At 68.6% G+C, this 20,759-nt stretch carries 20 protein-coding genes; 11 read left to right on the top strand and 9 right to left on the bottom strand.

Annotation, left to right across the window (positions count from 1 at the left end):
• Positions 1-10: 10 nt before the first annotated feature.
• From AC1DJH_RS23330 to AC1DJH_RS23345, 4 genes are read right to left on the bottom strand one after another with little or no spacing between them, the layout of a single operon-like run.
• Entirely contained in the window at positions 11-997 is a 987-nt protein-coding gene (locus AC1DJH_RS23330; RefSeq protein WP_478187335.1) for a Bug family tripartite tricarboxylate transporter substrate binding protein, read from the bottom strand.
• Between the two features lie 5 nt (positions 998-1,002).
• Positions 1,003-1,998, bottom strand: a complete 996-nt coding sequence (locus tag AC1DJH_RS23335) for a Bug family tripartite tricarboxylate transporter substrate binding protein (RefSeq protein WP_478187336.1) — start codon at positions 1,996-1,998, stop codon at positions 1,003-1,005.
• Between the two features lie 37 nt (positions 1,999-2,035).
• A complete protein-coding gene (locus AC1DJH_RS23340) occupies positions 2,036-2,536 on the bottom strand; it encodes a MaoC family dehydratase (protein WP_478187337.1) in 501 nt (166 codons plus the stop codon).
• Positions 2,533-3,708 carry a CaiB/BaiF CoA transferase family protein gene (locus AC1DJH_RS23345; RefSeq protein ID WP_478187338.1) on the bottom strand — a complete coding sequence of 392 codons (1,176 nt, stop codon included), beginning with the start codon at positions 3,706-3,708 and terminating at the stop codon, positions 2,533-2,535. The genes AC1DJH_RS23340 and AC1DJH_RS23345 overlap by 4 nt, the downstream gene beginning before the upstream one ends.
• A gap of 89 nt (positions 3,709-3,797) precedes the next feature.
• Here AC1DJH_RS23345 and AC1DJH_RS23350 point away from each other — a divergent pair, with 89 nt between their 5' ends.
• The 3 genes from AC1DJH_RS23350 to AC1DJH_RS23360 all read left to right on the top strand — a co-directional run bounded on the left by AC1DJH_RS23350 (position 3,798) and on the right by AC1DJH_RS23360 (position 6,396).
• A complete protein-coding gene (locus AC1DJH_RS23350; protein ID WP_478187339.1) occupies positions 3,798-4,691 on the top strand; it encodes a LysR family transcriptional regulator in 894 nt (297 codons plus the stop codon).
• Positions 4,692-4,922: 231 nt separating this feature from the next.
• Complete coding sequence (locus AC1DJH_RS23355; protein WP_478187340.1) at positions 4,923-5,501, top strand: PadR family transcriptional regulator; 579 nt, start codon at positions 4,923-4,925, stop codon at positions 5,499-5,501.
• 55 nt (positions 5,502-5,556) lie between these two features.
• A complete protein-coding gene (locus AC1DJH_RS23360) occupies positions 5,557-6,396 on the top strand; it encodes a siderophore-interacting protein (protein ID WP_478187341.1) in 840 nt (279 codons plus the stop codon).
• A gap of 134 nt (positions 6,397-6,530) precedes the next feature.
• On the opposite strand, the gene AC1DJH_RS23365 is transcribed toward AC1DJH_RS23360, so the two are convergent.
• The 4 genes from AC1DJH_RS23365 to AC1DJH_RS23380 all read right to left on the bottom strand — a co-directional run bounded on the left by AC1DJH_RS23365 (position 6,531) and on the right by AC1DJH_RS23380 (position 10,259).
• Positions 6,531-8,063, bottom strand: a complete 1,533-nt coding sequence (locus tag AC1DJH_RS23365; protein ID WP_478187342.1) for a DHA2 family efflux MFS transporter permease subunit — start codon at positions 8,061-8,063, stop codon at positions 6,531-6,533.
• Positions 8,060-8,536, bottom strand: a complete 477-nt coding sequence (locus AC1DJH_RS23370; RefSeq protein WP_472120973.1) for a MarR family winged helix-turn-helix transcriptional regulator — start codon at positions 8,534-8,536, stop codon at positions 8,060-8,062. The genes AC1DJH_RS23365 and AC1DJH_RS23370 overlap by 4 nt, the downstream gene beginning before the upstream one ends.
• 66 nt (positions 8,537-8,602) lie before the next feature.
• Positions 8,603-9,580 (bottom strand): magnesium and cobalt transport protein CorA, encoded by a 978-nt coding sequence (locus AC1DJH_RS23375; protein ID WP_472120976.1) that lies wholly within the window; start codon positions 9,578-9,580, stop codon positions 8,603-8,605.
• A 49-nt stretch (positions 9,581-9,629) separates the two neighbouring features.
• Positions 9,630-10,259 (bottom strand): hypothetical protein, encoded by a 630-nt coding sequence (locus AC1DJH_RS23380; RefSeq protein ID WP_478187343.1) that lies wholly within the window; start codon positions 10,257-10,259, stop codon positions 9,630-9,632.
• A gap of 286 nt (positions 10,260-10,545) precedes the next feature.
• On the opposite strand from AC1DJH_RS23380, the gene AC1DJH_RS23385 reads away from it, so the two are divergent.
• The 5 genes from AC1DJH_RS23385 to AC1DJH_RS23405 are packed head-to-tail and all read left to right on the top strand — an operon-like array spanning position 10,546 to position 15,588.
• Positions 10,546-10,881: a type II toxin-antitoxin system RelE/ParE family toxin gene (locus AC1DJH_RS23385; RefSeq protein ID WP_478187344.1), complete on the top strand. Its 336-nt coding sequence runs from the start codon at positions 10,546-10,548 to the stop codon at positions 10,879-10,881.
• A 2-nt stretch (positions 10,882-10,883) separates the two neighbouring features.
• Entirely contained in the window at positions 10,884-11,216 is a 333-nt protein-coding gene (locus AC1DJH_RS23390) for a helix-turn-helix domain-containing protein (RefSeq protein ID WP_472120986.1), read from the top strand.
• 28 nt (positions 11,217-11,244) lie between these two features.
• Complete coding sequence (gene mutS, locus AC1DJH_RS23395) at positions 11,245-13,902, top strand: DNA mismatch repair protein MutS (RefSeq protein ID WP_478187345.1); 2,658 nt, start codon at positions 11,245-11,247, stop codon at positions 13,900-13,902.
• Between the two features lie 28 nt (positions 13,903-13,930).
• Complete coding sequence (locus tag AC1DJH_RS23400) at positions 13,931-14,770, top strand: proteasome-type protease (protein ID WP_116912950.1); 840 nt, start codon at positions 13,931-13,933, stop codon at positions 14,768-14,770.
• A 5-nt stretch (positions 14,771-14,775) separates the two neighbouring features.
• Positions 14,776-15,588: an alpha/beta hydrolase gene (locus tag AC1DJH_RS23405; RefSeq protein ID WP_478187346.1), complete on the top strand. Its 813-nt coding sequence runs from the start codon at positions 14,776-14,778 to the stop codon at positions 15,586-15,588.
• A 49-nt stretch (positions 15,589-15,637) separates the two neighbouring features.
• Here AC1DJH_RS23405 and AC1DJH_RS23410 read toward each other — a convergent pair whose 3' ends face one another.
• On the bottom strand, positions 15,638-17,110 hold the full coding sequence (locus tag AC1DJH_RS23410) for an amidase (RefSeq protein WP_478187359.1): 1,473 nt from the start codon (positions 17,108-17,110) through the stop codon (positions 15,638-15,640).
• Positions 17,111-17,485: 375 nt separating this feature from the next.
• Between AC1DJH_RS23410 and AC1DJH_RS23415 the strand changes: the two genes are divergently transcribed.
• The 3 genes from AC1DJH_RS23415 (at position 17,486) to AC1DJH_RS23425 (ending at position 20,743) form a co-directional block, all read left to right on the top strand.
• On the top strand, positions 17,486-18,100 hold the full coding sequence (locus tag AC1DJH_RS23415) for a GNAT family N-acetyltransferase (protein ID WP_478187347.1): 615 nt from the start codon (positions 17,486-17,488) through the stop codon (positions 18,098-18,100).
• A 109-nt stretch (positions 18,101-18,209) separates the two neighbouring features.
• A complete protein-coding gene (locus AC1DJH_RS23420) occupies positions 18,210-18,929 on the top strand; it encodes a response regulator transcription factor (protein ID WP_478187348.1) in 720 nt (239 codons plus the stop codon).
• On the top strand, positions 18,839-20,743 hold the full coding sequence (locus tag AC1DJH_RS23425; protein ID WP_478187349.1) for a sensor histidine kinase: 1,905 nt from the start codon (positions 18,839-18,841) through the stop codon (positions 20,741-20,743). Before AC1DJH_RS23420 ends, AC1DJH_RS23425 begins: the two co-directional genes overlap by 91 nt.
• Positions 20,744-20,759: the final 16 nt, after the last annotated feature.

Consider the following 20,759-nt stretch of genomic DNA (forward strand, 5'->3'; position numbering starts at 1 on the left):
GGCGGTTGCCTTACTGCTGCTCGACATTGGCCTTGACCGCGATGCGCTTCCACAGCTGGATTTCCGCGCCCTGGAAGGCGCGCATTTCCTCGGGCCCGCCGCGCATCACCTCGGCGCCGATGCGTTCGTAGAACTCGCGGGTCTCGGGCATGGTTTCAATCTTCGTGAGCAAGGCTGCCAGCTTGTCGGTCTCGGCCTTGGGCGTCTTCGAAGAAACCATCGCGCCGACCCAGGTGTAGGCCGCGAAGCCCGGCAGGCCGGCCTCGCCGGCCGTGGGCACCGAAGGCAACGCGGGAATGCGCTTGTCGGCCGCCACGGCCAGCGCATGCACCTTGCCCGACCTGGCCAGCTCCTGCACGCTGGTGATCTCGGCGAAGGCCATGTTCACCGTGCCCGACACCACCGCGATGACCGCCTCGCCCGCGCCCTTGAAGGGCACATGGGCGGTGTGCACCTTGGCCGCGTCGTTGAAGAGCTCGGACATCAGCTGGTAGCCGGCCGAACCCGCGCCGTAGTTCAGCACGCCGGGCTTGGCCTTGGCGCCCGCGATCAGTTCGGCCAGCGTCTTGTATTCGGAGTTGCCGGGCACCACCACGAGCGCGGGCGAACGCATCATCATGGTGAGCGGCGCCAGGTCGGCCACCGGGTCGTAGGGCAGCGACTTGAACAGCGCCACGTTCACCGCCAGCGTCGAGTTGCTGCCGACGAACACGGTGTAGCCGTCGGCCGGCGCGGAGAGCACCGCCTTCACCGCGATGAAGCCGTTGGCGCCGGGCTTGTTCTCGACCACCACCGGCTGGCCGGTGAGTTCGGTGAGCTTGCGGCTGAAGTAGCGCGCCGAGGTGTCGGTGCCGCTGCCGGGCGGGAAGGGCACGACGAACTTGATGGGCTTCGACGGAAAGTCCGCGGCCGTCTGCGCCGCTATGGGGCCCGCGCCGAACACGGCCGCCAGCGCCAGCAAGGGGGCGATGAGCCTGGAAGTAAAGGTCATGTGCATCGCCTTCAATCGAGCGTCACGCCCGTGGCCTTGACCACGCCGGCCCAGCGGGCCAGCTCCTTCTTCACGTAGGCGCCGTACTCCTGCGGCGTGGAGCCCAGCGGCTCGGCGCCCTGCAGCGCCAGCCGATCGCGCACGTCGGGCGACTTCAGTGCCTTGACGATCTCCGCGTTGAGTTTGTCGACCACGGCCTGCGGCGTGCCCGCGGGCACCATCACGCCCTGCCACGCCCCCACCTCGAAGCCCGGCATGCCCGACTCCGCCAGCGTGGGCACGTCGGGAAACAGGGTCATGCGCTTGGCCGTGGTCACGGCGAGCATCTTCATGCGCTTGTCGCGCACGAAGCTCATCACCGAGTTGACGGTGTCGGTCATGAACTGGATCTGCCCGCCCACCAGGTCGACGTCGGCCGGCGCGCTGCCCTTGTAGGGCACGTGCGTGGCCTCCAGGCCGTTGGCCTGCACGAACTGGAAGGCGCCCAGGTGCGTGACGTTGCCGTTGCCCGCCGAGCCGTACGAGAGCTTGCCCGGATGCGCCTTGGCGTAGGCCACGAACTCCTTGACGGTGTTGGCCGGAATCGACGGGTGCACGACGAGCGCGAGCGGCACCACGGCCACCAGCGCCACGGGCGCGAAGTCTTTCTGCACGTCGTACGACACGCTCTTGTAGAGCGCAGGGCTCAGCGTGATCGACGAGGTGTTGTAGAGGATGGTGTAGCCGTCGGCCGTGGCCTTGGCCACCAGCTGCGCGCCGATGTTGCCATTGGCGCCGCCGCGGTTGTCCACCAGCACGGTCTGCCCCATCTGCTCGCCGAGCTTCTGCGCGAGCACGCGTGCGACCAGGTCGGTGGGCCCGCCCGGCGGGAACGGCACGATCATGGTGATGGGCTTGGCCGGGTAGGCGGCGCCCTGCGCGAAGGCGCCCGGGGCGGCCAGGCCGAGCAGCGCGGCGGCCGTGGCGAGCGCCAGCGAGCGGCGCGCGAGGAAGCGGGATGCATGCATGTCTTTTGTCTCCGTTGTGGTTGTCTGTCGTTCGAAATCAGTGCGCGCCGGCCGTGCGGCCCGCGAGCAGGCGCCGCGCGTCGTAGTGCATGACGCAGCGGCCGTGCTGGTTGAAGACCTCGATGCGCGAATCGACGATGGCGCGGCCACCCTTCGACGTCGGGCGGATGCCGGTCACTTCGACGACGGCCTCGATGCTGTCGCCCACGAGCACGGGCGCATGGATCTTCTGAACCAGCTCCAGCATCGCCAGGCCCGTGCCCTGGATCATGGTCTGCAGGATGAAGCCCTCGACCAGCGTGTAGGTGAGCGCGGCCGGCACCGGGCGGCCGGCGATGGCGCTGCCTTCGTACGCGGCGTCGATGAAGATCGCCTCCAGCATGCCGGTCACGCCGATGAAGTTGACGAGGTCGGTTTCGGTCACGGTGCGGCGAAAGGTGCGCAGGCGCTGGCCGACCGCGAGGTCCTGCCAGACGAAGCCCTGGCCCAGGCGGGGCAGCGCGCGGTGTTCGGGTGAGAACTGGGGCAAGTCGGTCATCGCGGGGTCTCCATGAGGCTGTCGATCTGTGCGCCGGACCAGCCGGCCGCGGCAAGGCTTTCGCGGGTGTGCTCGCCCAGGCGCGGCGGCATGCGCACGGGGGGCCTCACGCCGTCGAACTTCACGGGTACGCCGGGGAAGCGCATCGCGCCCATGCGGGGGTCTTCGAGTTCGGTGAAGAAGCCGGTCGCCACCAGGTGCGGGTCGTCGGGCAGGTCGTCGAGCCGGCTGATGGGGGCGGCCGGAATCTCCAGCCGCTCGCAGGTGGCGAGCCAGTGGGCGGTGGTGCCGCTCGCCACGAAGCGCCCGGCCAGTTCGAGCAGTTCGCCGATGTGCCGCGTGCGCGCCGCCATGTCGGCGAAGCGCGGGTCCCCCGCCATGGCGGGCTCGCCCACTTCGGTGAAGAAGCGCTGCCAGTGCTGGGAGGTGTACGGCATCATGCAGATGTGCCCGTCGGCCGTGCGCCACGGACGCCGCCACGGCGTGAGCACGCGCGGGTAGCCGGCCGGCGCGAGCGGCGGCTCGAAGTGCCGCCCGTACATGTGCTCCACGAGGTTGAAGGCCACCATGGTCTCGAACATCGGGATCTCCACGAAGCAGCCGCGCCCCGTGCGCTCGCGCTGGAACAGCGCCGCGAGGATGGCCTGCGCACCGACCAGCGCGCAGGTCTTGTCGGCCGCGATGGTGGGCAGGTAGCGCGCCTCGCCGCCTTGCTGTTCCATGAGCGCGGACAGGCCCGACATGCCCTGGATCACGTCGTCGTAGGCCGGCCGCCCCGCGTAAGGCCCGCCCTGCGCAAAGCCGTGCAGGCCGGCATACACCAGCCGCGGAAAGCGCGCCGTGAGCGTTTCGGGGGCGATGCCCAGCGCCGCCAGCTTCTGCGGGCGCATGCTGTGCATGAACACGTCGGCGCCGGCCAGCAGCGCCATCAGCGCATCGCGCGCCGCGGGGCGCTTGAGGTCGAGCACCACGCTCTTCTTGCTGTGGTTGCTGCCGAGGAACACGGCCGACATGCCGGCCTCCGTGGCCGGACCGGTGTGGCGCGTGGAGTCGCCCTCGGGCGGCTCGATCTTGATCACCTCGGCACCGTAGTCGGCGAGCGTCTGGCTCGCCAACGGTCCGAACACCACGCTCGAAAGGTCGAGCACCTTCACGCCCTGAAGGGGAAGCATCGTCTGGTTGTCTCCTGGCGCCCATTCTGGGAAGCGCAGGCAATGCCGTCCAATATCAAATTCCCGCTCTGTGATACCTTTTGGAGATCATGGACACACGCCAGCTTCGCCACTTTCTCGCCCTGGCCGAAACGCTCAACTTCCACCGCGCGGCAGAACGGCTGCACATGGCGCAGCCGCCGCTGTCGGCCTCCATACGGCGGCTCGAAGAACAGGTGGGCGTGCCGCTGTTCGTGCGCAACCGGCGCGGCACCGAGCTCACGCCGGCCGGCGCGGCCGCGCTAGAAAACGCGCGGCGCGCGGTGTTCCACACCGAGCAGTTCACGCTGGCCGCGCAGGCCGCCTCGCGCGGCGAGGCCGGCACGCTGCGCGTGGGCTTCGTCGGCTCGGCCACCTATGCGCTGATGCCGCGCGTGCTGCCGAGCTTCAGGGCGCGTTATCCGGGCGTGCACCTGCAGCTGGCCGAATCGACCACCGCGCGCATCGTCGAGATGGTGGAAAGCGGCGACGTCGATGCGGGGCTGGTGCGCTTTCCCATCGGGCGGGCGTGCAAGGCGCGCATCTTCCCCGTCGAGCGCGACGTGTTCATGGCGGCGCTGTCGGTGGATCACCCGCTGGCGCGGCGCCGGCGGCTCACGCTGGCCGACCTGGCGCAGGAAACCTTCGTGATGTACGGCGCCATGGAGGTGCCGGGCCTGCATGCCGCGGCATTGCTGGCCTGCCAGCAGGCGGGCTTCATTCCCGACGTGCAGCAGGAGGCGGTGCAGGTGCAGACGCTCATCAGCCTGGTGGAAAGCGGCCTGGGCGTGGCGCTGGTGCCCTCGGTCGCGGCGCGGCATGTGGCGCGCAACATCGTCTTCAAGAAGCTCGCCGGGCCGGGCGCGCAGACGGCCATCGGCATTGCGCTGGCACTGCCGCCCGGAGGCCAGACCTCGGCGGCGCAGCGCTTTCAGGAGAGCGTGCTGGAGCAGCCGCCCGCGTGAAAGCGCCGCGCCGCGGGTGTGTGGCGCCCGGTGGCGCTCAGGACCTGCCGGCGCTTTCGCACATCGGCGAGGCATTGACGCTGGAGCACCTGCACGCGCACAACACCCACAGGGCCGGGGCCGTCTGAAGGCCCTGCTTCCGGGCATCCGGGTCGTCTTTCATGTATCGATTTGACTTTATTTTAGATATATCTAAAATAATTCCGATACACATCAAGAAGGATACCCACCATGAGACATTTCCACCTCGACCATCAACACTGCCGCACCGCCCGCGGCGAACATGAAGACGGTCTTTCCGGCGGCCGCGGACACCGTGGCGGACGCGGCGGCGGTGGCGGCGGACGCGTGTTCGGCCACGGCGGCCTGCGCTTCGTGCTGCTGCAGCTCATCGCCGACAAGCCAGCCCACGGCTACGAGCTGATCAAGGCCATCGAAGACCGCCTCGGCGGCAGCTACGCGCCGAGCCCCGGCGTGGTCTACCCCACCCTCACGCTGCTCGAGGAAATGGGCTACCTCAGCGTGGAAACCGCCGACAACGGCGGGCGCAAGCGCTACAGCATCACCGACAGCGGCCAGGAATTCCTGGCGGCCAACCGCGAGACGGCCGACGCCATGATGTCCCGCATGAGCGGCGGCGTCGACGGCGCCGGCCCGCGCGGCGGACGCCCGCCGCAGGTCACGCGCGCCATCGAGAACCTCAAGCTCGCGATGCGCATGCGCCTGTCGGGCACGCCGCTGACCGAGCAGCAGGCGCACGACTTCGCGGCCGTGCTCGACAGCGCGGCGCAGCAGATCGAAAAGATCTGAACGCCCGCTCTCCCACCCCCATCTCAACCCGCCCTGCTCACCCAGGACCTCTGCAATGACTGACCTCAGTACCTCATCTGCTCCCACCGCCCCCGACCGCACACCGCGCCGGGTGCGCCACGACCTGCGCTTTCGCCAGCTCACGGTGAAGACCGCCGAGCGCGTGACGCCGCACCTGATCCGCATCACGCTCACGGGCGACGACCTCGCGGGCTTCAGCAGCCCCGGCTTCGACGACCACGCGAAGATCTTCTTTCCCGATGCCGCCACCGGCAAGCTCACGCTGCCGACCGCCGGCCCCGACGGCCCGGTGTGGCCCGCGAGCGGCCGCCCGACCATGCGCGACTACACGCCGCGCCGCCACGACGCGCAGGCCGGCACGCTGGAGATCGACTTCGCGCTGCACGACGCCGGCCCCGCTACGCAATGGGCTGAGCAGGCCAAGCCCGGCGACGTCCTCGGCGTGGGCGGCCCGCGCGGCTCGTTCATCGTGCCGACCGCCTTCGACTGGCACCTGCTGATCGGCGACGACACCGCCCTGCCCGCCATCTCGCGCCGACTGGCCGAACTGCCCGCCGGTGCGCGCGCGGTGGTGCTGGCGGAAGTCGACAGCGAGGCCGACGAACTGGCGTTCGAGACGCAGGCCGAACTCACGCTGCAATGGGTGCACCGCCGCGGCGCGGAGCCGGGCACGAGCCCCGTGCTGGTCGATGCGCTGAAGGCGGCGACGCTGCCGGCCGGCGACTTCCATGCGTGGGTGGGTTGCGAGTCGGCCATCGCCAAGGCGCTGCGCGCGCACCTGGTGGGCGAGCGCGGCGCGAACCCGAAGTGGACGCGGGCCTCGGGTTACTGGCGCAAGGGTGCGGCGGCCACGCACGATTCGCACGACGAGTAATTCGGTCTTGCTCCTTCCCCCTCTGGGGGAAGGCCGGGATGGGGGCAAGCGGCGTTCGACAAGCAGCTGATGGCGCATAGGCCGTCGTGCCCCCACCCCTACCCTCCCCCAGCGGGGGAGGGAGACATGCAAACTCAGTGCGGCACTTCCGCCGGCCCAGACGCCGCCGCATTCCGCCGCGGGCTCTTGATCAGCAGCAGCAGCGGAATCGCCAGCACCGTGATGACCATCATGATCCCGAAGTCGTCCAGGTAGCCGATCAGCGCGCCCTGGCGCGTCACCTCGGCGTTGATCAGCGCCAGCCCCGTCAGCGTGTCGGGCGACATCATCTGCGGCAGCGTCGCCAGCGCCGGATTGCCCGGCGCCACGGTCGACGCAATCTGCGCGTGCGCCTTGCTCGATCCTTCGGTCAGCAGCGCCTGCACGATCGAGATGCCCACGCTGCTGCCGATGTTGCGCAGCAGGCTGAAGATGGGCGTGCCCTGGTTGCGCAGGCGCGGCGCCAGCGTGGCGAAGGTGGCGGTCGACAGCGGCACGAAGGTGAAGCCGATGCCCAGGCCCTGGATGAAACCCGAGACGACGATCAGCGAGCTGTCCATCTGCAGCGTGAGCCGCGTCATCTGGTAGAGCGAGAACGCCGTGAGCCCGAAGCCCACCGCCATGATCGCGCGCACGTCGATGCGCTGCACCAGCCGCCCCACGATGATCATCGCGATCATCGTGCCCACGCCCCGCGGCGCGGTCACCTCCCCGGTGTAGATCACCGGATAGCCCATCAGCCCCTGCAGGAAGTTGGGCAGCAGCGCCATGGTGGCGAACAGGATCATGCCGACGATGAACGCGAACAGCAGGCCGGTGACGAAGTTGCGGTCTTTCAGCAGGTCGCGGTCGAAGAACGACACGCCCTGCACCGTCCAGGTGTGGACCACGAAGAAGCCGAAGGCCACCAGCGCCGCGGCGGCCTCGAGCTTGATTTCCCACGAGTCGAACCAGTCAAGCTGCTCGCCGCGGTCCAGAAAGAGTTGCAGCATGCCGATCGCCAGGCTCAGCGTGACGAAGCCGAAGATGTCGAGCTTCTCGCCCTGCGGCCGGCTCTCGGGCAGGTAGCGCGCGATGCCCCAGAACGCGAAGATGCCCACCGGCAGGTTGATGAAGAACACCCAGCGCCAGTCGAAGTTCTCGGTGAGCCAGCCGCCCAGCAGCGGCCCGAGGATGGGCCCGACCATGATGCCCGCGCCCCAGATGGCCATGGCCTGGCCCACCTTCTCGCGCGGGTTGATGTCCAGCAGCACCGCCTGCGAGAGCGGCACCAGCGCCGCGCCGAACACGCCCTGCAGCAGCCGCGCGGCCACGATGCCGACCAGCGAGGTCGCCAGCCCGCACAGCGCCGAGGCCACCGTGAAGCCGATGACCGAGATGATGAACACGCGCCGGCGGCCCCAGTGGCCGCACAGCCACCCCGTGAGCGGCAACGCGATGGCCGAGGCCACGATGTACGAGGTGAGCACCCAGGTGATCTGGTCCTGCGAGGCCTGCAGGCTGCCCTGCATGTGCGGCAGGGCGACGTTGGCGATGGTGGTGTCCAGCGCCTGCATGATGGTCGCCAGCATGATCGAGATGGTGATCATCCCCTTGTGCGGCACGGTGGTTCCGGGGGCGACGCTCATGGCTTGCTCCCTCCGCCGGAGGTGATGTCCACCAGGCTGCCGTGCACCTTGCCCAGCAGGCCCAGCAACTGCAGCCGTTCGGCCTGCGTCAGCACCGACATCACACGGGCATTGAGCCCGTCGCTGATGCTCAGCGCGGCGTCGAGCGCTTTCTCGGCGCTGGGCTCCAGGTGGATCTTGTTGACGCGGCGGTCGGTGGCGCTGGGCTCGCGGCGGATCCAGCCGGCCGCGGCCATGCGGTCGCACAGCCCGGCCACCGCCATCGGTGTGAGGTCGAGCCGCTGCGCCAGTTCGGCCTGCGACAGCGGCTCGACCTCGTCCGGGTCGCCGTGCATGGCCAATGCGCCCAGCAGGCGGCACTGCGCGCTGGTGAGGCCGATGCGTTCGCGCGCCAGGCGGTCGAACTCTTCGATGTAGAGCTTGCCGACGCTCTTGACGAGAAAACCGAAACGCTGCGTAAAGTCCCTTTTCATAAGGGACTGGATTATCTACATGTTTATTAGTTTGGCATTAGCAACGGCCCGGCGATGTGGCCGTTGTCAAAGCCAGCCGGCGCGCCTGAACCGGTAATAGAGATAGCCGCAGGTGGCGGCGATCAGGCCCAGCGCCACCGGGTAGCCGTAGTGGAATTTCAGCTCCGGCATGTTCTCGAAGTTCATGCCCCAGATGCCGGCGAACGCCGTGCACACCGCGAAGATGCTGGCCCAGGCCGCGAGCCGCTTGGTGACCTCGCTCTCTTCGATGGTCACCATCGACAGGTTCACTGAAATGGCCGTGCCGATGGTGTCGCGCATCGCGTCGATGGAGCCGTTGATACGCCCCAGGTGGTCGCCCACGTCGCGAAAGTACTCCTGCGAGCTCATGCAGATCTGGGGCACCCGCCCGCCGTGCATCTTGCCGGCCGCCTCCAGCAGCGGCGCCACCGCGCGCTTCAGGATCATGCTGCGCCGCTTCAGGTCGTACAGCTGCTTGATCTTGTCGCGCGCCACGCCGCCTTGGCCGAAGATCTGCTGCTCGATGGCTTCCAGCTCCACCTCGAGCGCGTCGATCACCGGAAAGTAGCGGTCGACCACCGCGTCCATCAGCGCATACAGCACGAAGCCCGCGCCGTTGCGCAGCAGGTCGGGCTCGCGCTCGCAGCGCTCGCGCACGCCCAGAAAGCCTTGCTTGCTGCGGTTGCGCACCGACAGCACGTAGTTCGCGCCGACGAACACGTCGACCTCGCCCACGTTGGTGCAGTGCTCGCCCTCGGCCGAGGGCTCCACCAGGTGCATGACCACGAAGAGCGAGTCGCCGTATTCCTCCACCTTCGGGCGCTGGTGGCCGTGGTGGGCGTCCTCGACCGCCAGCGGATGCAGGTTGAATTCCTTCTGCATCTCTTCCAGTTCTTCGTCGGAGGCGTCGCTCAGCGCCACCCACACGAAGCAACCCGGCCGGCTGATGTAGTCGCTGATGTCCTCGACCGAAATGTCGGCGAGCTTGGCGCCGTTTTCATAGGCCACGCAGTTGATCAGCATGGAAGCTCCGAAAAATTCACAGGGGTTGGGGAAATGCCTGCAGGCGGGGTCAGCTCGCAGTGTCGGCGCTCGACCTGGCTGCCAGCGCGCCGGTGTCCGCCAGCGCCGCCTCTATGGCCTGCGTCTCGCTCCGGAGCAGGGCCAGGCCCTTGTCGGCCAGCGCGGCGTGGCTTGCCGTGTCGGCCCACAGGCTGGTCGCGGCTTCGAAGCAGGTGAGCGACGTGAAGCGGATGCGGCCCTGCGCCAGGTCCATGAAGCGCTTCTCGCGCAGGGGGTCCGCACGGTCCCAGGCACCGCCGATGATCACGCGCCGGCCCCGCTTCACGCGCGGCTCGAGCTCGGCGAAGAAAGGCAGCTTGGCGGACGCCCAGCCCTGCATGCCGGCGTTGGACGCAGTGTCGAAGGCGGAGGGCGCGGCGTTCGCCTTCGCAAAGTCGCGCAACGCGCCGAGCTGGTAGCGCACCGGCTGGTGCGCCCCGGCCGCGCCGCCTTCCACGGGCCGGATCACGCTGGCGCTATTGCCCGCGCGCCCGTCGGGCCGCTTCGACTTGCGCAGGTCCGCAAGCTGGGCCGGCGGCATGCACAGGTACAGCGCGGCAAGTTCGGCAGAGACGGTGGCGCTGTCTGGCAGCGCGGTGGCGACCGCTTCAGGGCCTTTGGATTCGTTCAGCTGGGCCATGGGCGCCTTGTTCTTCACGCGGGGGTCGCGCTGGCGGATTTTAGAGCGGTGGCTGCGCGTCGAATGGGCCGGCGGGCCGGAATGTCGGCGAGGTTGCGGCAGTTCTCGCAGGCCACGGCAATTGATCGGGGTTCGATATGCCGCAAAGTTCACGACCGTCGGCATCGAGATCGTGCCGCCCGAAGCAAAAGCATCCGGACCTTGCCAACAATGCGGAATCAGGGGAGTCGTTGCGCGATGGCGCATTCGGCTTCGCGTATAAAATCTTATACACACAGGCGCATGGATGGACGAAAAGGAAATCCGCTGGGCAGGCTCTTCATATGCGGATCTGCTGTCATTCCCCGTGGAAGCGCGCCGCGCAGCGGGTTTCGAATTGGGCAAGGTCCAGGCCGGGCAGGACCCGACGGACTGGAAGCCGTTCAATGACGTGGGTTCCGGCACGCGGGAAATCCGGCTCAGGGACCCGAGCGGCATCTACCGCGTGATGTACGTGGCCATGTTCGAGGAAGCCATCTATGTCCTGCATTGTTTCCAGAAGAAAGCACAGGCGACCAGTCAGCAGGACAAGGCGATCGCACAGGCACGCTATCGGGCGGTGATCAAGACGAGGAAGAAATGACCATGAAGACCGACACAGCAATCAATCACGTCACCAAGCCTGGCGCCAACCTCTTCCTCGAGTTGGGCTTTCCGCCCGCGGAGGCCAAGCGCCTGCAGGCAGCATCGCAAAAGCAGATCACCGATACGCGGCTGCTGAAACAGCAACTCATGGAGGAGTTGTCGAGCTGGATCTCGGAGCATCACCTGAAGCAAGCCGAAGCGGCCGACATCCTGATGGTCTCCCGCCCTCGGGTTTCTGACGTGGTGAACAGGAAGACAGCCAAGTTCACCATCGACACGCTGGTCGAGATGCTCAGTCGCATCGGCAAGCCAGTCAAGCTGGTCATCGGCTGAGCTGCGACCGTCCCCGATAATCGCCCGAGTGAAAACGACGACTGCCCAACCCTCCCCCACGACCAGCGACTTTTCCGGGCACACGCCCATGATGGCGCAGTACCTCGGCCTCAAGGCCGACCACCCGGACACCCTGCTGTTCTACCGGATGGGCGACTTCTACGAGCTGTTCTGGGCCGACGCCGAAAAGGCCGCGCGCCTGCTCGACATCACCCTCACGCAGCGCGGCCAGTCGGCCGGCCAGCCGGTCGTGATGTGCGGCGTGCCCTTCCATGCGGTCGACACCTACCTCGCGCGGCTCATCAAGCTGGGGGAATCGGTCGCCATCTGCGAGCAGGTGGGCGAGGTCGGCGCGAGCAAGGGCCCGGTCGAGCGCAAGGTGATGCGGGTGGTCACGCCCGGCACGCTGACCGACTCCGAACTGCTCAGCGACAAGAGCGAATCGCTGCTCCTCGCGGTGCACGCCGGCACGCGCAATTTCTGCGGGTTGGCCTGGCTCAGCGTGACAGGCGCCGAACTGCGGCTGGCCGAGTGCCCGGCCGATGCGCTCGAAACCTGGATCGCGCGCATCGCGCCCAGCGAACTGCTCTACAGCGCCGAGGTCACCCCCGCCTTCGAACAGCGCCTGAAAGCCGCCCGCGCGTCCACCCCCTTCACCCTGTCGATCCGCCCCGCGTGGCAGTTCGACGGCGGCCTGGGCGAGCGCAAGCTCAGCGAGCAGATGGGCAGCAACAGCCTGGCCGCCTGGAACGCCGAATCGCTGACCAACGCGCATGCCGCGGCCGCCGCGCTGCTGGGCTATGCCGAGCACACGCAGGGCCGCGCGCTCTCGCACGTGCAGCGTCTGTCGGTGGAACGCGACGGCGATCTGATCGAGCTGCCGCCCACCACGCGGCGCAACCTCGAACTGGTGCAGACGCTGCGCGGCGAAGACTCGCCCACCATGTTCTCGCTGCTCGACACCTGCATGACGGGCATGGGCAGCCGCCTGCTGAAGCGCTGGCTGCTGTCGCCTCGCCGCGACCGCAGCGAGGCGCAGGCCCGGCTCGAAGCCATCGGCGCGCTGCAGTCCACGGTGTTGAACGGCACGGCCGCGCCCTGGCGCTCGCTGCGCGAGCAACTGAAGAACACCAGCGACGTGGAACGCATCGCGGCGCGCATCGCGTTGCGGCAGGTGCGCCCGCGCGAACTGCTGGCGCTGCGCCTGGCGCTGGCCAAGGCCGAGCAGCTGGCGCCGATCCTTCCCGCGTCCGCCCCGCTGCTCGCCCGCATCGCCGAGCGGCTGGCACCGCCGCCCGGCTGCGCCGACCTGCTGGTGAGCGCCATCAAACCCGACCCGTCCGCGCTGGTGCGCGATGGCGGCGTGATCGCCACCGGCCACGACGCCGAGCTCGACGAGTTGCGCGCCATCAGCGACAACTGCGACGACTTCTTGCTGAAGCTCGAAATCAGCGAGCGCGAGCGCACCGGCATCAGCAACCTGCGCGTGCAGTTCAACCGGGTGCACGGCTTCTACATCGAGGTCACGCAAAGCGCACTGTCGAAGGTGCCCGACAACTACCGCCGCCGCCAGACACTGAAGAACGCCGAGCGCTTCATCACGCCCGAACTGAAAGCCTTCGAGGACAAGGCCCTGAGCGCGCAAGACCGCGCGCTGGCCCGCGAGAAGTGGCTCTACGAACAGCTGCTCGACGCGCTGCAGCCCTCGGTGCCCGCGCTCACGCAACTGGCCGTCGGCATCGCCTCGCTGGACGCGCTGTGCGCGCTGGCCGAGCGCTCGCACACGCTGCACTGGCGCGCGCCGGTCTTCGTGTCGCACCCCTGCATCGAGATCCAGCAGGGCCGCCATCCGGTGGTGGAAGCCCGGCTGGCCGAAAAGTCGTCGGGCGGCTTCATCGCCAACGACACGCAACTGGGCCCGCAGCAACGCATGCAGGTCATCACCGGCCCCAACATGGGCGGTAAATCGACCTACATGCGGCAGGTGGCGATCATCGTGCTGCTGGCCTCCATCGGCTCGCACGTGCCGGCGGCGGCCTGCCGGCTGGGGCCGATCGACGCCATTCATACCCGCATCGGCGCGGCGGACGACCTGGCCAATGCGCAGTCGACCTTCATGCTCGAGATGACCGAGGCCGCGCAGATACTGCACAGCGCCACGGCGCAGTCGCTGGTGCTGATGGACGAAATCGGCCGCGGCACCAGCACTTTCGACGGCCTGGCGCTGGCCGCGGGCATTGCGGCACAGCTGCACGACCGCAGCAAGGCCTTCACGCTGTTCGCCACCCACTACTTCGAGCTGACCGAGTTCCCGGCCACGCACCACGGTGCGGTGAACATGCACGTGAGCGCCACCGAGGCAGGCCGCGACATCGTGTTTTTGCATGAAATGCAGCCTGGCCCGGCCAGCAAGAGCTACGGGATCCAGGTGGCGCGGCTCGCGGGCATGCCCGCGGCGGTGGTCAACCACGCACGGCAGGCGCTGGAAGCCCTCGAATCGCAGCATGCACAAACGCGTGCGCAGGTCGACCTGTTCGCACCGCCCCCGGTGGCCGAGACGCCCCTGGCCAGCGCCGTAGAATCCGCCCTGGCTGCGCTAGACCCCGACACCATGAGCCCGCGCGAGGCACTCGACGCCTTGTACGCCCTTCAAAAATTGAACCAACGCGAACAGGCCGCCGGCTGACCGGGCACTGTTCATGCGAGACGAACTCATGACTTATTGCGTAGGCATCAAACTCAACGCCGGCCTGGTGTTCCTGTCCGACTCGCGCACCAATGCGGGCGTGGACCACATCAGCACCTTCCGCAAGATGATCGTCTACGAACAGCCGGGCGACCGCGTGATGGTGCTGCTGTCCTCGGGCAACCTGAGCATTTCGCAGTCGGTGCGCGAAATCCTGCAGATCGAAGAGCTGCGCGAAACCCGCGAAGACGGCACGCCGGGCGAGCCCATCACCATCTGGAACGCCAAGAGCATGTTCGACGCCGCCCGCGTGCTGGGCTCGGCGGTGCGCCATGTGTACGACCGCGACGCCGAGGCGCTCAAGCATGCGGGGCTCGATTTCAACGTGTCCTTCATCTTCGGCGGCCAGGTCAAGGGCGAGGGCATGCGCCTGTTCCTGGTCTACGCGGCCGGCAACTTCATCGAAGCCACCACCGAAACGCCCTACTTCCAAGTCGGCGAATCGAAGTACGGCAAGCCCGTGCTCGACCGCGTGCTCACCCCCGAGACCCCGCTGGACGAGGCCGCCAAGTGCGCGCTGGTGTCGATGGACTCGACCATGAAGTCGAACCTGTCGGTCGGCCTGCCGCTGGACCTGGTGGTGTACGAGGCCAACAAGCTCGAGACCGACCGCGTGATCTGCATCGACGCCGACAACCCCTACTACCGCATGATGCACAACAGCTGGGGCCAGAAGCTGCGCGAGGTGTTCGACAGCATCGAGGACCCGGTGTGGGACGACAGCCATACCGAGCATCCGCTGAAGATGCCCGCCACGCGCCACGGCGCGCTGCGCAAGATCTCGACTCCCGACGAAAAGCTCATCTGAACCCCGTGCCACCCGTCGTTTTCTCGCACGGCAACAGCTTTCCCGCCAGCACTTACCGCGTCCTTCTCGACAGCCTGCGCAACCGCGGCTTCGAGGTCGACGCCATCGAGAAGTTCGGGCACGACCCGAAATACCCCGTCACCGACAACTGGCCGCACCTGGTGCAGCAGCTGGCCGACTTCGCCAAGGCCCGTGCCGACCGCGCGGGCGGCCCGGTGTTCCTCGTCGGCCATTCTCTGGGCGGCTTCCTGAGCCTGATGTGCGCGGCACGCCACCCCGAACTGGCGCGCGGCGTGGTGCTGGTCGACTCGCCCATCCTCGGCGGCTGGCGCGCGAACACGCTCAACGTGGTCAAGCGCACGCCGCTCATGAAGAGCATTTCGCCGGGCGCCATCAGCCGCAAGCGCCGCAACAGCTGGGAGCACCGCGAGGCGGTGTTCGCGCATTTCCGCAGCAAGAAGGCCTTTGCGAAGTGGGACGAGCAGGTGCTGCACGACTACATCGACCACGGCACCTTCGACGGCGACAAGGGCGGTGAAGAAGGCCGCGAGCTGAGCTTCGACCGCGACGTGGAAACCGCCATCTACAACACCCTGCCCCACAACCTGGGCGCATTGCTGCGCGCGCACCCGCTCAAGTGCAAGGCCGCCTTCATCGGCGGGCGGCAGTCGGCCGAGATGAAGCGCGTGGGCATGGCGATGACGCAGCTCGTCACCAAGGGCCGCATCGCCATGCTGGACGGCACGCACCTGTTCCCGATGGAAAAGCCGCTGGCCACCGCCGCGGCCATCGAGGCCGCGCTGCGCAACCTGCTCTGAACCGCGGCGGCCACGGCGGCCACGCCGCCGCCCCTGTCAGCCGCCCCTGTCACACCTTGGTGACGTGCACCCCGGGCCGTTCGCCCGCATTCCACTTGCCGCCCAGCGCCCGCTCGATCTGCGCGGCCAGCTGCAGCAACAAGCCGTCGTTCGCCTGCGCCGCCTGCGCCTGGATGCCCAGCGGCAACCCGTTCTCCTGCGCGGCCATCGGCAGCGAGATGCCCGGCAGACCGCACAGGTTGGACAGCGGCGTGTATGCGAAGTTTTGCCACAGGTTGGCGAACCAGTCGTGGACCGACGGATTGGCGCTGGTCGTGAGGTATTCGCTGGTGCCGACCTTGGGCGTGGGCAGCGCGGTGATCGGCGTCAGGATGATGTCCCAGCCCTGGAAGAAGTTGCCGAAGGCGCGCGAGGTGGTGTTGAACACGGCCTGCATCTTCGAGCGCTCGGTGTACGAAGTGTTCAGCCCGGCTTCCCAGATCTTGATGTTGATCGGCTCCAGCAGCTCGGCTGGCGGGCGCTCCAGCCCCAGGCGGTGCAGGTGGCCGTCGATGACCTGCGCGAAGTTGCTGATGTAGCAGGTGGTCTGCGCGGCGAAGGCGGCCCGAAGGTCGACCTCGGGCAGCGCCCACTCCACGTGGTGGCCCAGCCCTTCGAGGAACTTGCCCGCGCGCTCCAGCTCGGCCACGAAATGCGGCGTGGCCCGAAAGTCGCCCCATTCGTGCGACAGCGCAATGCGCAGGCGGCCCGGGTCTTTCTCGATGAGCTCGCTGTACGGCTCGGCCGGCGACCAGAAGGGCATGAACTCGCCCGGCGCGCCGCCGCGGCAGTGGTCGACGAAGGCGGCCGTGTCGCGCACGGTGCGGCTGTGGCAGCCCTGGATGGAGACCAACCCCGACAGATCGGACAGCCCCGGCGCCAGCGAAAACACGCCGCGCGACACCTTCAGGCCGATGTTGCCGTTCACGCCCGCCGGAATGCGGATGGAGCCGCCGCCGTCGGTGGCGTGCGACAGCGGCAGCACGCCCGCCGCCACGGCTGCGGCCGTGCCGGCCGACGAGCCGCAGGTGGTGTATTCGAGATCCCACGGGTTGCGCGTGACGTGCAGTGCGTTTTCCACCGAGCTGCACACACCGAACTCGGGCGTGGTGCTGCGGCCCACGATGTTCAGGCCGGCCTTGCGCAGCTTTTCCGTGAGGAAGCTGTCGGCGGCCGGGCGGTTGCCCTGCATGATCATCGAGCCGAATTCCTGCAGCCGGCCCTTGAGCGTGGGACCCAGGTCTTTCATGAGGTACGGCAGGCCGGCGAACACGCCCTCGGGGTCCATGCCGTCCTTCAGCGGGTCGGCGACCACGTCGTCGAACACCTCGACCACCGCGTCCAGCTGCGGGTTGACCTTCGCGATACCGGCCGCGGCCTGCGCCGCCAGTTCGGCCGCCGTCACGTCGCCCTTGCGCACGCGCTCGGCCAGCCCGATGCCGTCGTGCGCGGCCCATTCGTCCCAGCTCATTGCCAGCGTCATCTCGTGTTCTCCATTCGCTTGAAAAAAGTAATCGCCAAAGTGTTCGTGTGAGGGCCAGCCGACGCCGAGCCGCAAGCGCATCAGCGTACCCGTGCCGACCAGGATCGTCCCGGCCACATCGTTTCGCCGAACAAGGTAGTAGGCCAATGCGGCGTCCACTGCAAAGAGCCGGGCATCGTGCCAGTCGGACAGCAGGCGCCCGTTGCCCAGGAACACGCTGAACACCACGAAGCGCAGGTTCAGCACACAGGCCGTGGCCACGATCACCCAACCTGGGCTATGCGGACGACCCGAAGCTGTACCGCTTCCTGGCGCAGGAGGCAAAGCGGCTCCCTAGAATCGCGCGGCCGCCCCTGAACCCGCTCCAAGACCCGCATGCCGACCGAAGAACCCCTGCCCCTGTCGCTCTCCACGCCCGCGCTGGCCGACGCGCTGATCGTCGATCCGTTCTACCTGGCGATCTCGGTCGATTTCGAGCACGACATGCGCCAGCGCAAGGCGGTGCTCGCCTCGTACTTCGCCTGGTCGCTGGACGAGGCCGCGCGCACCGGACGCTGCCTGACGCCCGAAGACCCCGCGCTGGGCGCGGCGGCATGGCTGCTGCCGCGCGCGGACGAGGTCGATGCCGCCGAGTCGGCCGCGAAAAGCGCCTTCCTCGCCGGCGCGCTGGGCCCTCGTGGCCTGGCCAGCTACCACCGCATCGTCGAGTTCATGGCGGCGCGCGCCCCGACCGTGGTGCCGGCGGGCGCGTGGTACCTGTCGATCCTGGGCATCGCGCCCGCCGCGCAAGGGCGCGGGCTGGGCGCGCGGCTGCTGGCGCCCACGCTGGCTGAAGCCGACGCGGCGGGCGTGCCCTGCTTCCTGGAAACCTTCACGCCGCGCAGCGTGGGGTTCTACGAGCGGCTGGGCTTTCGCAGCGAGGCCGCGCACCGGGAGCCGGTGTCGGATGCCGAATACCTGATCATGTGCCGGCCCCCTCGGGCGACCTGAGCGGGCGGTGCCAAGGCGCAAAAAGGCGCCTTGGATACAAAAGGCAATACTTGGCAACAATCCGGGAGAATCAGCAACCGTCCGCCCACTGCCCGGAGCCCTTGCGTCCATGCCCGTTCTCCCCGTTGAAGACGCCGACCCCGTCTCGCTGAGCCCCGCCCTCATCGTCGAGGACGACCCGCAGATGCAGCAGCGCCTGCGCCATGTGCTGGCCACCCTCGGCTGCGACGACGCGCACATCGCGGTGACCGACAGCGTGGCCGGCGCGCAGCAACTGCTGGGCGCACACCGCTACAGCGTGGCGCTGGTGGACATCGGCCTGCCCGACGGCAGCGGCGTGGAACTGATCGGCTGGCTGCAGGCGCACCACCCGGGCGTGCCGGCGGTGGTGATCTCGGCCTGGCGCACCGAAGAAATCATCTTTTCGGCGCTGCGCGCGGGCGCCATCGGCTACCTGCTGAAGGAGCGCGACGACCTCGAGCTGGCCATGGCGCTGCGCAGCATCGAGCAAGGCGGTGCACCGATCGACCCGACCATCGCGCGGCGCATCCTGGCGTGGGTGGCTGCCGCCGCGCCTCGGCCTGCGACGGCACCGGCCGGGGCGCGCGGGAATGCGCCCGGGGATGCACTCCTCTCGGCCCTGACACCGCGCGAACGCAAGATCCTCGAGCTCGTGTCTCAAGGCCTGAGCAACCGGGAAATGGCCGAGATGCTGTCGATTTCCAGGCTGACCGTCGAATGCCACACCAAGAACATCTACCGCAAGCTGGCCGTCAACTCGCGCACCGAAGCCGTGTTCCAGGGGCGGCGGCATGGCTTGCTGCGCTGATCGGCGCGCTGCTCGTCTGTCTTGCAGCCGGTCCGGCCTGGGCGCAGGCGGTGGCCGCACCGGCCCTGCACGTCGAGGCCGTGCGCGGCGCCGGGTGGCAAGACACCGCGCCGCCCGCCGAAGGCTGGACGCCCGTCACACTGCCCGACAGCTGGGCGCAGCGCTGGCCCGGCTTCGACGGCGTGGTCTGGTACCGGCTGACCTGGACACAGCCCGAACAGGTGCGTGAAGCCGGCTTGCTGCTGCACTACCTGAACATGGCCGGCGAGGTGTCGCTCAACGGCACGCCCATTTCGCGCGACGCCAGCCTGGTGGAGCCGCTCACGCGCGCCTGGAACACGCCGCGCCACTGGCTGCTGGCGCCGCCGCTGCTGCGCGCGGGCAGCAACACGCTGCTGGTGCGCGTGTCGGGCCTGTCGGTCTACCAGGCGGGGCTGGGGCCGGTCGAACTGGGCACGCCGGCGGCCACGCAAGCCGGGTTCGCGCACGAGCGGCTGCTGCGCCACGACCTGCAGGTGCTGGGCCTGGCGGTGAGCGCGGCGGTCTCGGCCTTCTTCGCCGCCTGGTGGTGGCTGCGCCGGCGCGAGACGGCCTACGGCTGGTTCGCGGCAATGTCGGTGCTGTGGCTGCTGTTCGCCTACAACCAGATCGCGACCAGCCCGTGGCCCTTTGCGTCCAACCACGGCTGGCAGGCGCTCAACACCTCGCTGCTGCTGGTGTTCAGCCTGTCTTACCTGGTGTTCGCGCTGCGGTACTGCCAACGGCGCATGCCGCGCCTGGAGGGCGCGGCGCTGCTGGTGGCGGCGGCCGGGGTCACCGACCTGTGGGTCGCGCCGCTGGCCGGCCTGGCGGCGCACCGCGCGCTCTGGACGCTGGTGGGCGGCCTGACGATCATCGTGGTGAACAGCGTCGCCATCGTGCACGCCTGGCGCCACCGCGGCAGCCCGATGCGCTCGCTCGCGCCCTTCATGGCGCTGTCCGCCATCACCGGCGCGCACGACCTGCTGGTGTTCACGCAGGTGATCGACAGCAACATCTACTACACGAACATGTCGTCGTACGTGTTGCTGCTGGGCATGGCGCTGGCGCAGGCCGCGCGCTTCGCGCAGAGCCTGCGGCGCATAGAGAACTTCAACACCGAGCTCATCGAGGAGGTGAACGCCGCCAAGGCCGAGCTGGCCGCCACGCTGGCGCAGCAGCATGCGCTGGAACTGGCGCACGCGCGCATCGGCGAGCGCGTGAACCTGGTGAGCGACCTGCACGACGGCCTGGGCGGCATGCTGGTGGGCAGCATCGCCACGCTGGAGCGCACGCCCGAAAACCTCAGCGCGCCGGAGCTGCTGGCCATGCTCAAGCGCCTGCGCGACGACCTGCGGCTGATCATCGACGCCACCGGCCGCGACGACGGTGCCCGCGCCCTGGGCGAGCTGCTGGCGCCGCTGCGCCACCGCAGCGCGCAGCTGCTGGACGCCAACGGCATCGACTGCCGCTGGAAGGTGTCGAACATCGACACGCTCGAGCTGCCGCCCTCGCAGAGCCTCGACCTGATGCGCTTTTTGCAGGAGGCGCTGACCAACGTGCTCAAGCACAGCGCCAGCCAGCGCGTGGACGTGAGCGTGGTGCGCGCCGGCGCGGAACTGCGGCTCAGCGTGCGCGACGACGGCCGCGGCTTCGCGGTGAATGACACCGCTCGGAACGCAGGTGCCGGGCTGCGCAACCTGCGCGCGCGGGCGCGCCGGCTGGGCGCCGAGCTGCAACTGCAGTCGCGCCCCGGCGAAACGCAGGTGGCGCTGCGGATGCCGCTCGCGTCCTGACGGCCCTGGTAGCCCT

The organism is Variovorax sp. 10N412, assembly GCF_056394985.1.

Bases quoted from the DNA above. Each gene is read 5' to 3' on its own strand.
- AC1DJH_RS23345 (WP_478187338.1), bottom strand. From the start codon at position 3,708: ATGCTTCCCCTTCAGGGCGTGAAGGTGCTCGACCTTTCGAGCGTGGTG.
- AC1DJH_RS23420 (WP_478187348.1), top strand. From the start codon at position 18,210: ATGCCCGTTCTCCCCGTTGAAGACGCCGACCCCGTCTCGCTGAGCCCC.
- AC1DJH_RS23330 (WP_478187335.1), bottom strand. From the start codon at position 997: ATGCACATGACCTTTACTTCCAGGCTCATCGCCCCCTTGCTGGCGCTG.
- AC1DJH_RS23360 (WP_478187341.1), top strand. From the start codon at position 5,557: ATGACTGACCTCAGTACCTCATCTGCTCCCACCGCCCCCGACCGCACA.
- AC1DJH_RS23335 (WP_478187336.1), bottom strand. From the start codon at position 1,998: ATGCATGCATCCCGCTTCCTCGCGCGCCGCTCGCTGGCGCTCGCCACG.
- AC1DJH_RS23365 (WP_478187342.1), bottom strand. From the start codon at position 8,063: ATGAGCGTCGCCCCCGGAACCACCGTGCCGCACAAGGGGATGATCACC.
- AC1DJH_RS23370 (WP_472120973.1), bottom strand. From the start codon at position 8,536: ATGAAAAGGGACTTTACGCAGCGTTTCGGTTTTCTCGTCAAGAGCGTC.
- AC1DJH_RS23340 (WP_478187337.1), bottom strand. From the start codon at position 2,536: ATGACCGACTTGCCCCAGTTCTCACCCGAACACCGCGCGCTGCCCCGC.
- AC1DJH_RS23390 (WP_472120986.1), top strand. From the start codon at position 10,884: ATGAAGACCGACACAGCAATCAATCACGTCACCAAGCCTGGCGCCAAC.
- AC1DJH_RS23400 (WP_116912950.1), top strand. From the start codon at position 13,931: ATGACTTATTGCGTAGGCATCAAACTCAACGCCGGCCTGGTGTTCCTG.
- AC1DJH_RS23385 (WP_478187344.1), top strand. From the start codon at position 10,546: ATGGACGAAAAGGAAATCCGCTGGGCAGGCTCTTCATATGCGGATCTG.
- AC1DJH_RS23380 (WP_478187343.1), bottom strand. From the start codon at position 10,259: ATGGCCCAGCTGAACGAATCCAAAGGCCCTGAAGCGGTCGCCACCGCG.
- AC1DJH_RS23410 (WP_478187359.1), bottom strand. From the start codon at position 17,110: ATGACGCTGGCAATGAGCTGGGACGAATGGGCCGCGCACGACGGCATC.
- AC1DJH_RS23355 (WP_478187340.1), top strand. From the start codon at position 4,923: ATGAGACATTTCCACCTCGACCATCAACACTGCCGCACCGCCCGCGGC.
- AC1DJH_RS23425 (WP_478187349.1), top strand. From the start codon at position 18,839: ATGCCACACCAAGAACATCTACCGCAAGCTGGCCGTCAACTCGCGCAC.
- AC1DJH_RS23415 (WP_478187347.1), top strand. From the start codon at position 17,486: ATGCCGACCGAAGAACCCCTGCCCCTGTCGCTCTCCACGCCCGCGCTG.
- AC1DJH_RS23350 (WP_478187339.1), top strand. From the start codon at position 3,798: ATGGACACACGCCAGCTTCGCCACTTTCTCGCCCTGGCCGAAACGCTC.
- AC1DJH_RS23375 (WP_472120976.1), bottom strand. From the start codon at position 9,580: ATGCTGATCAACTGCGTGGCCTATGAAAACGGCGCCAAGCTCGCCGAC.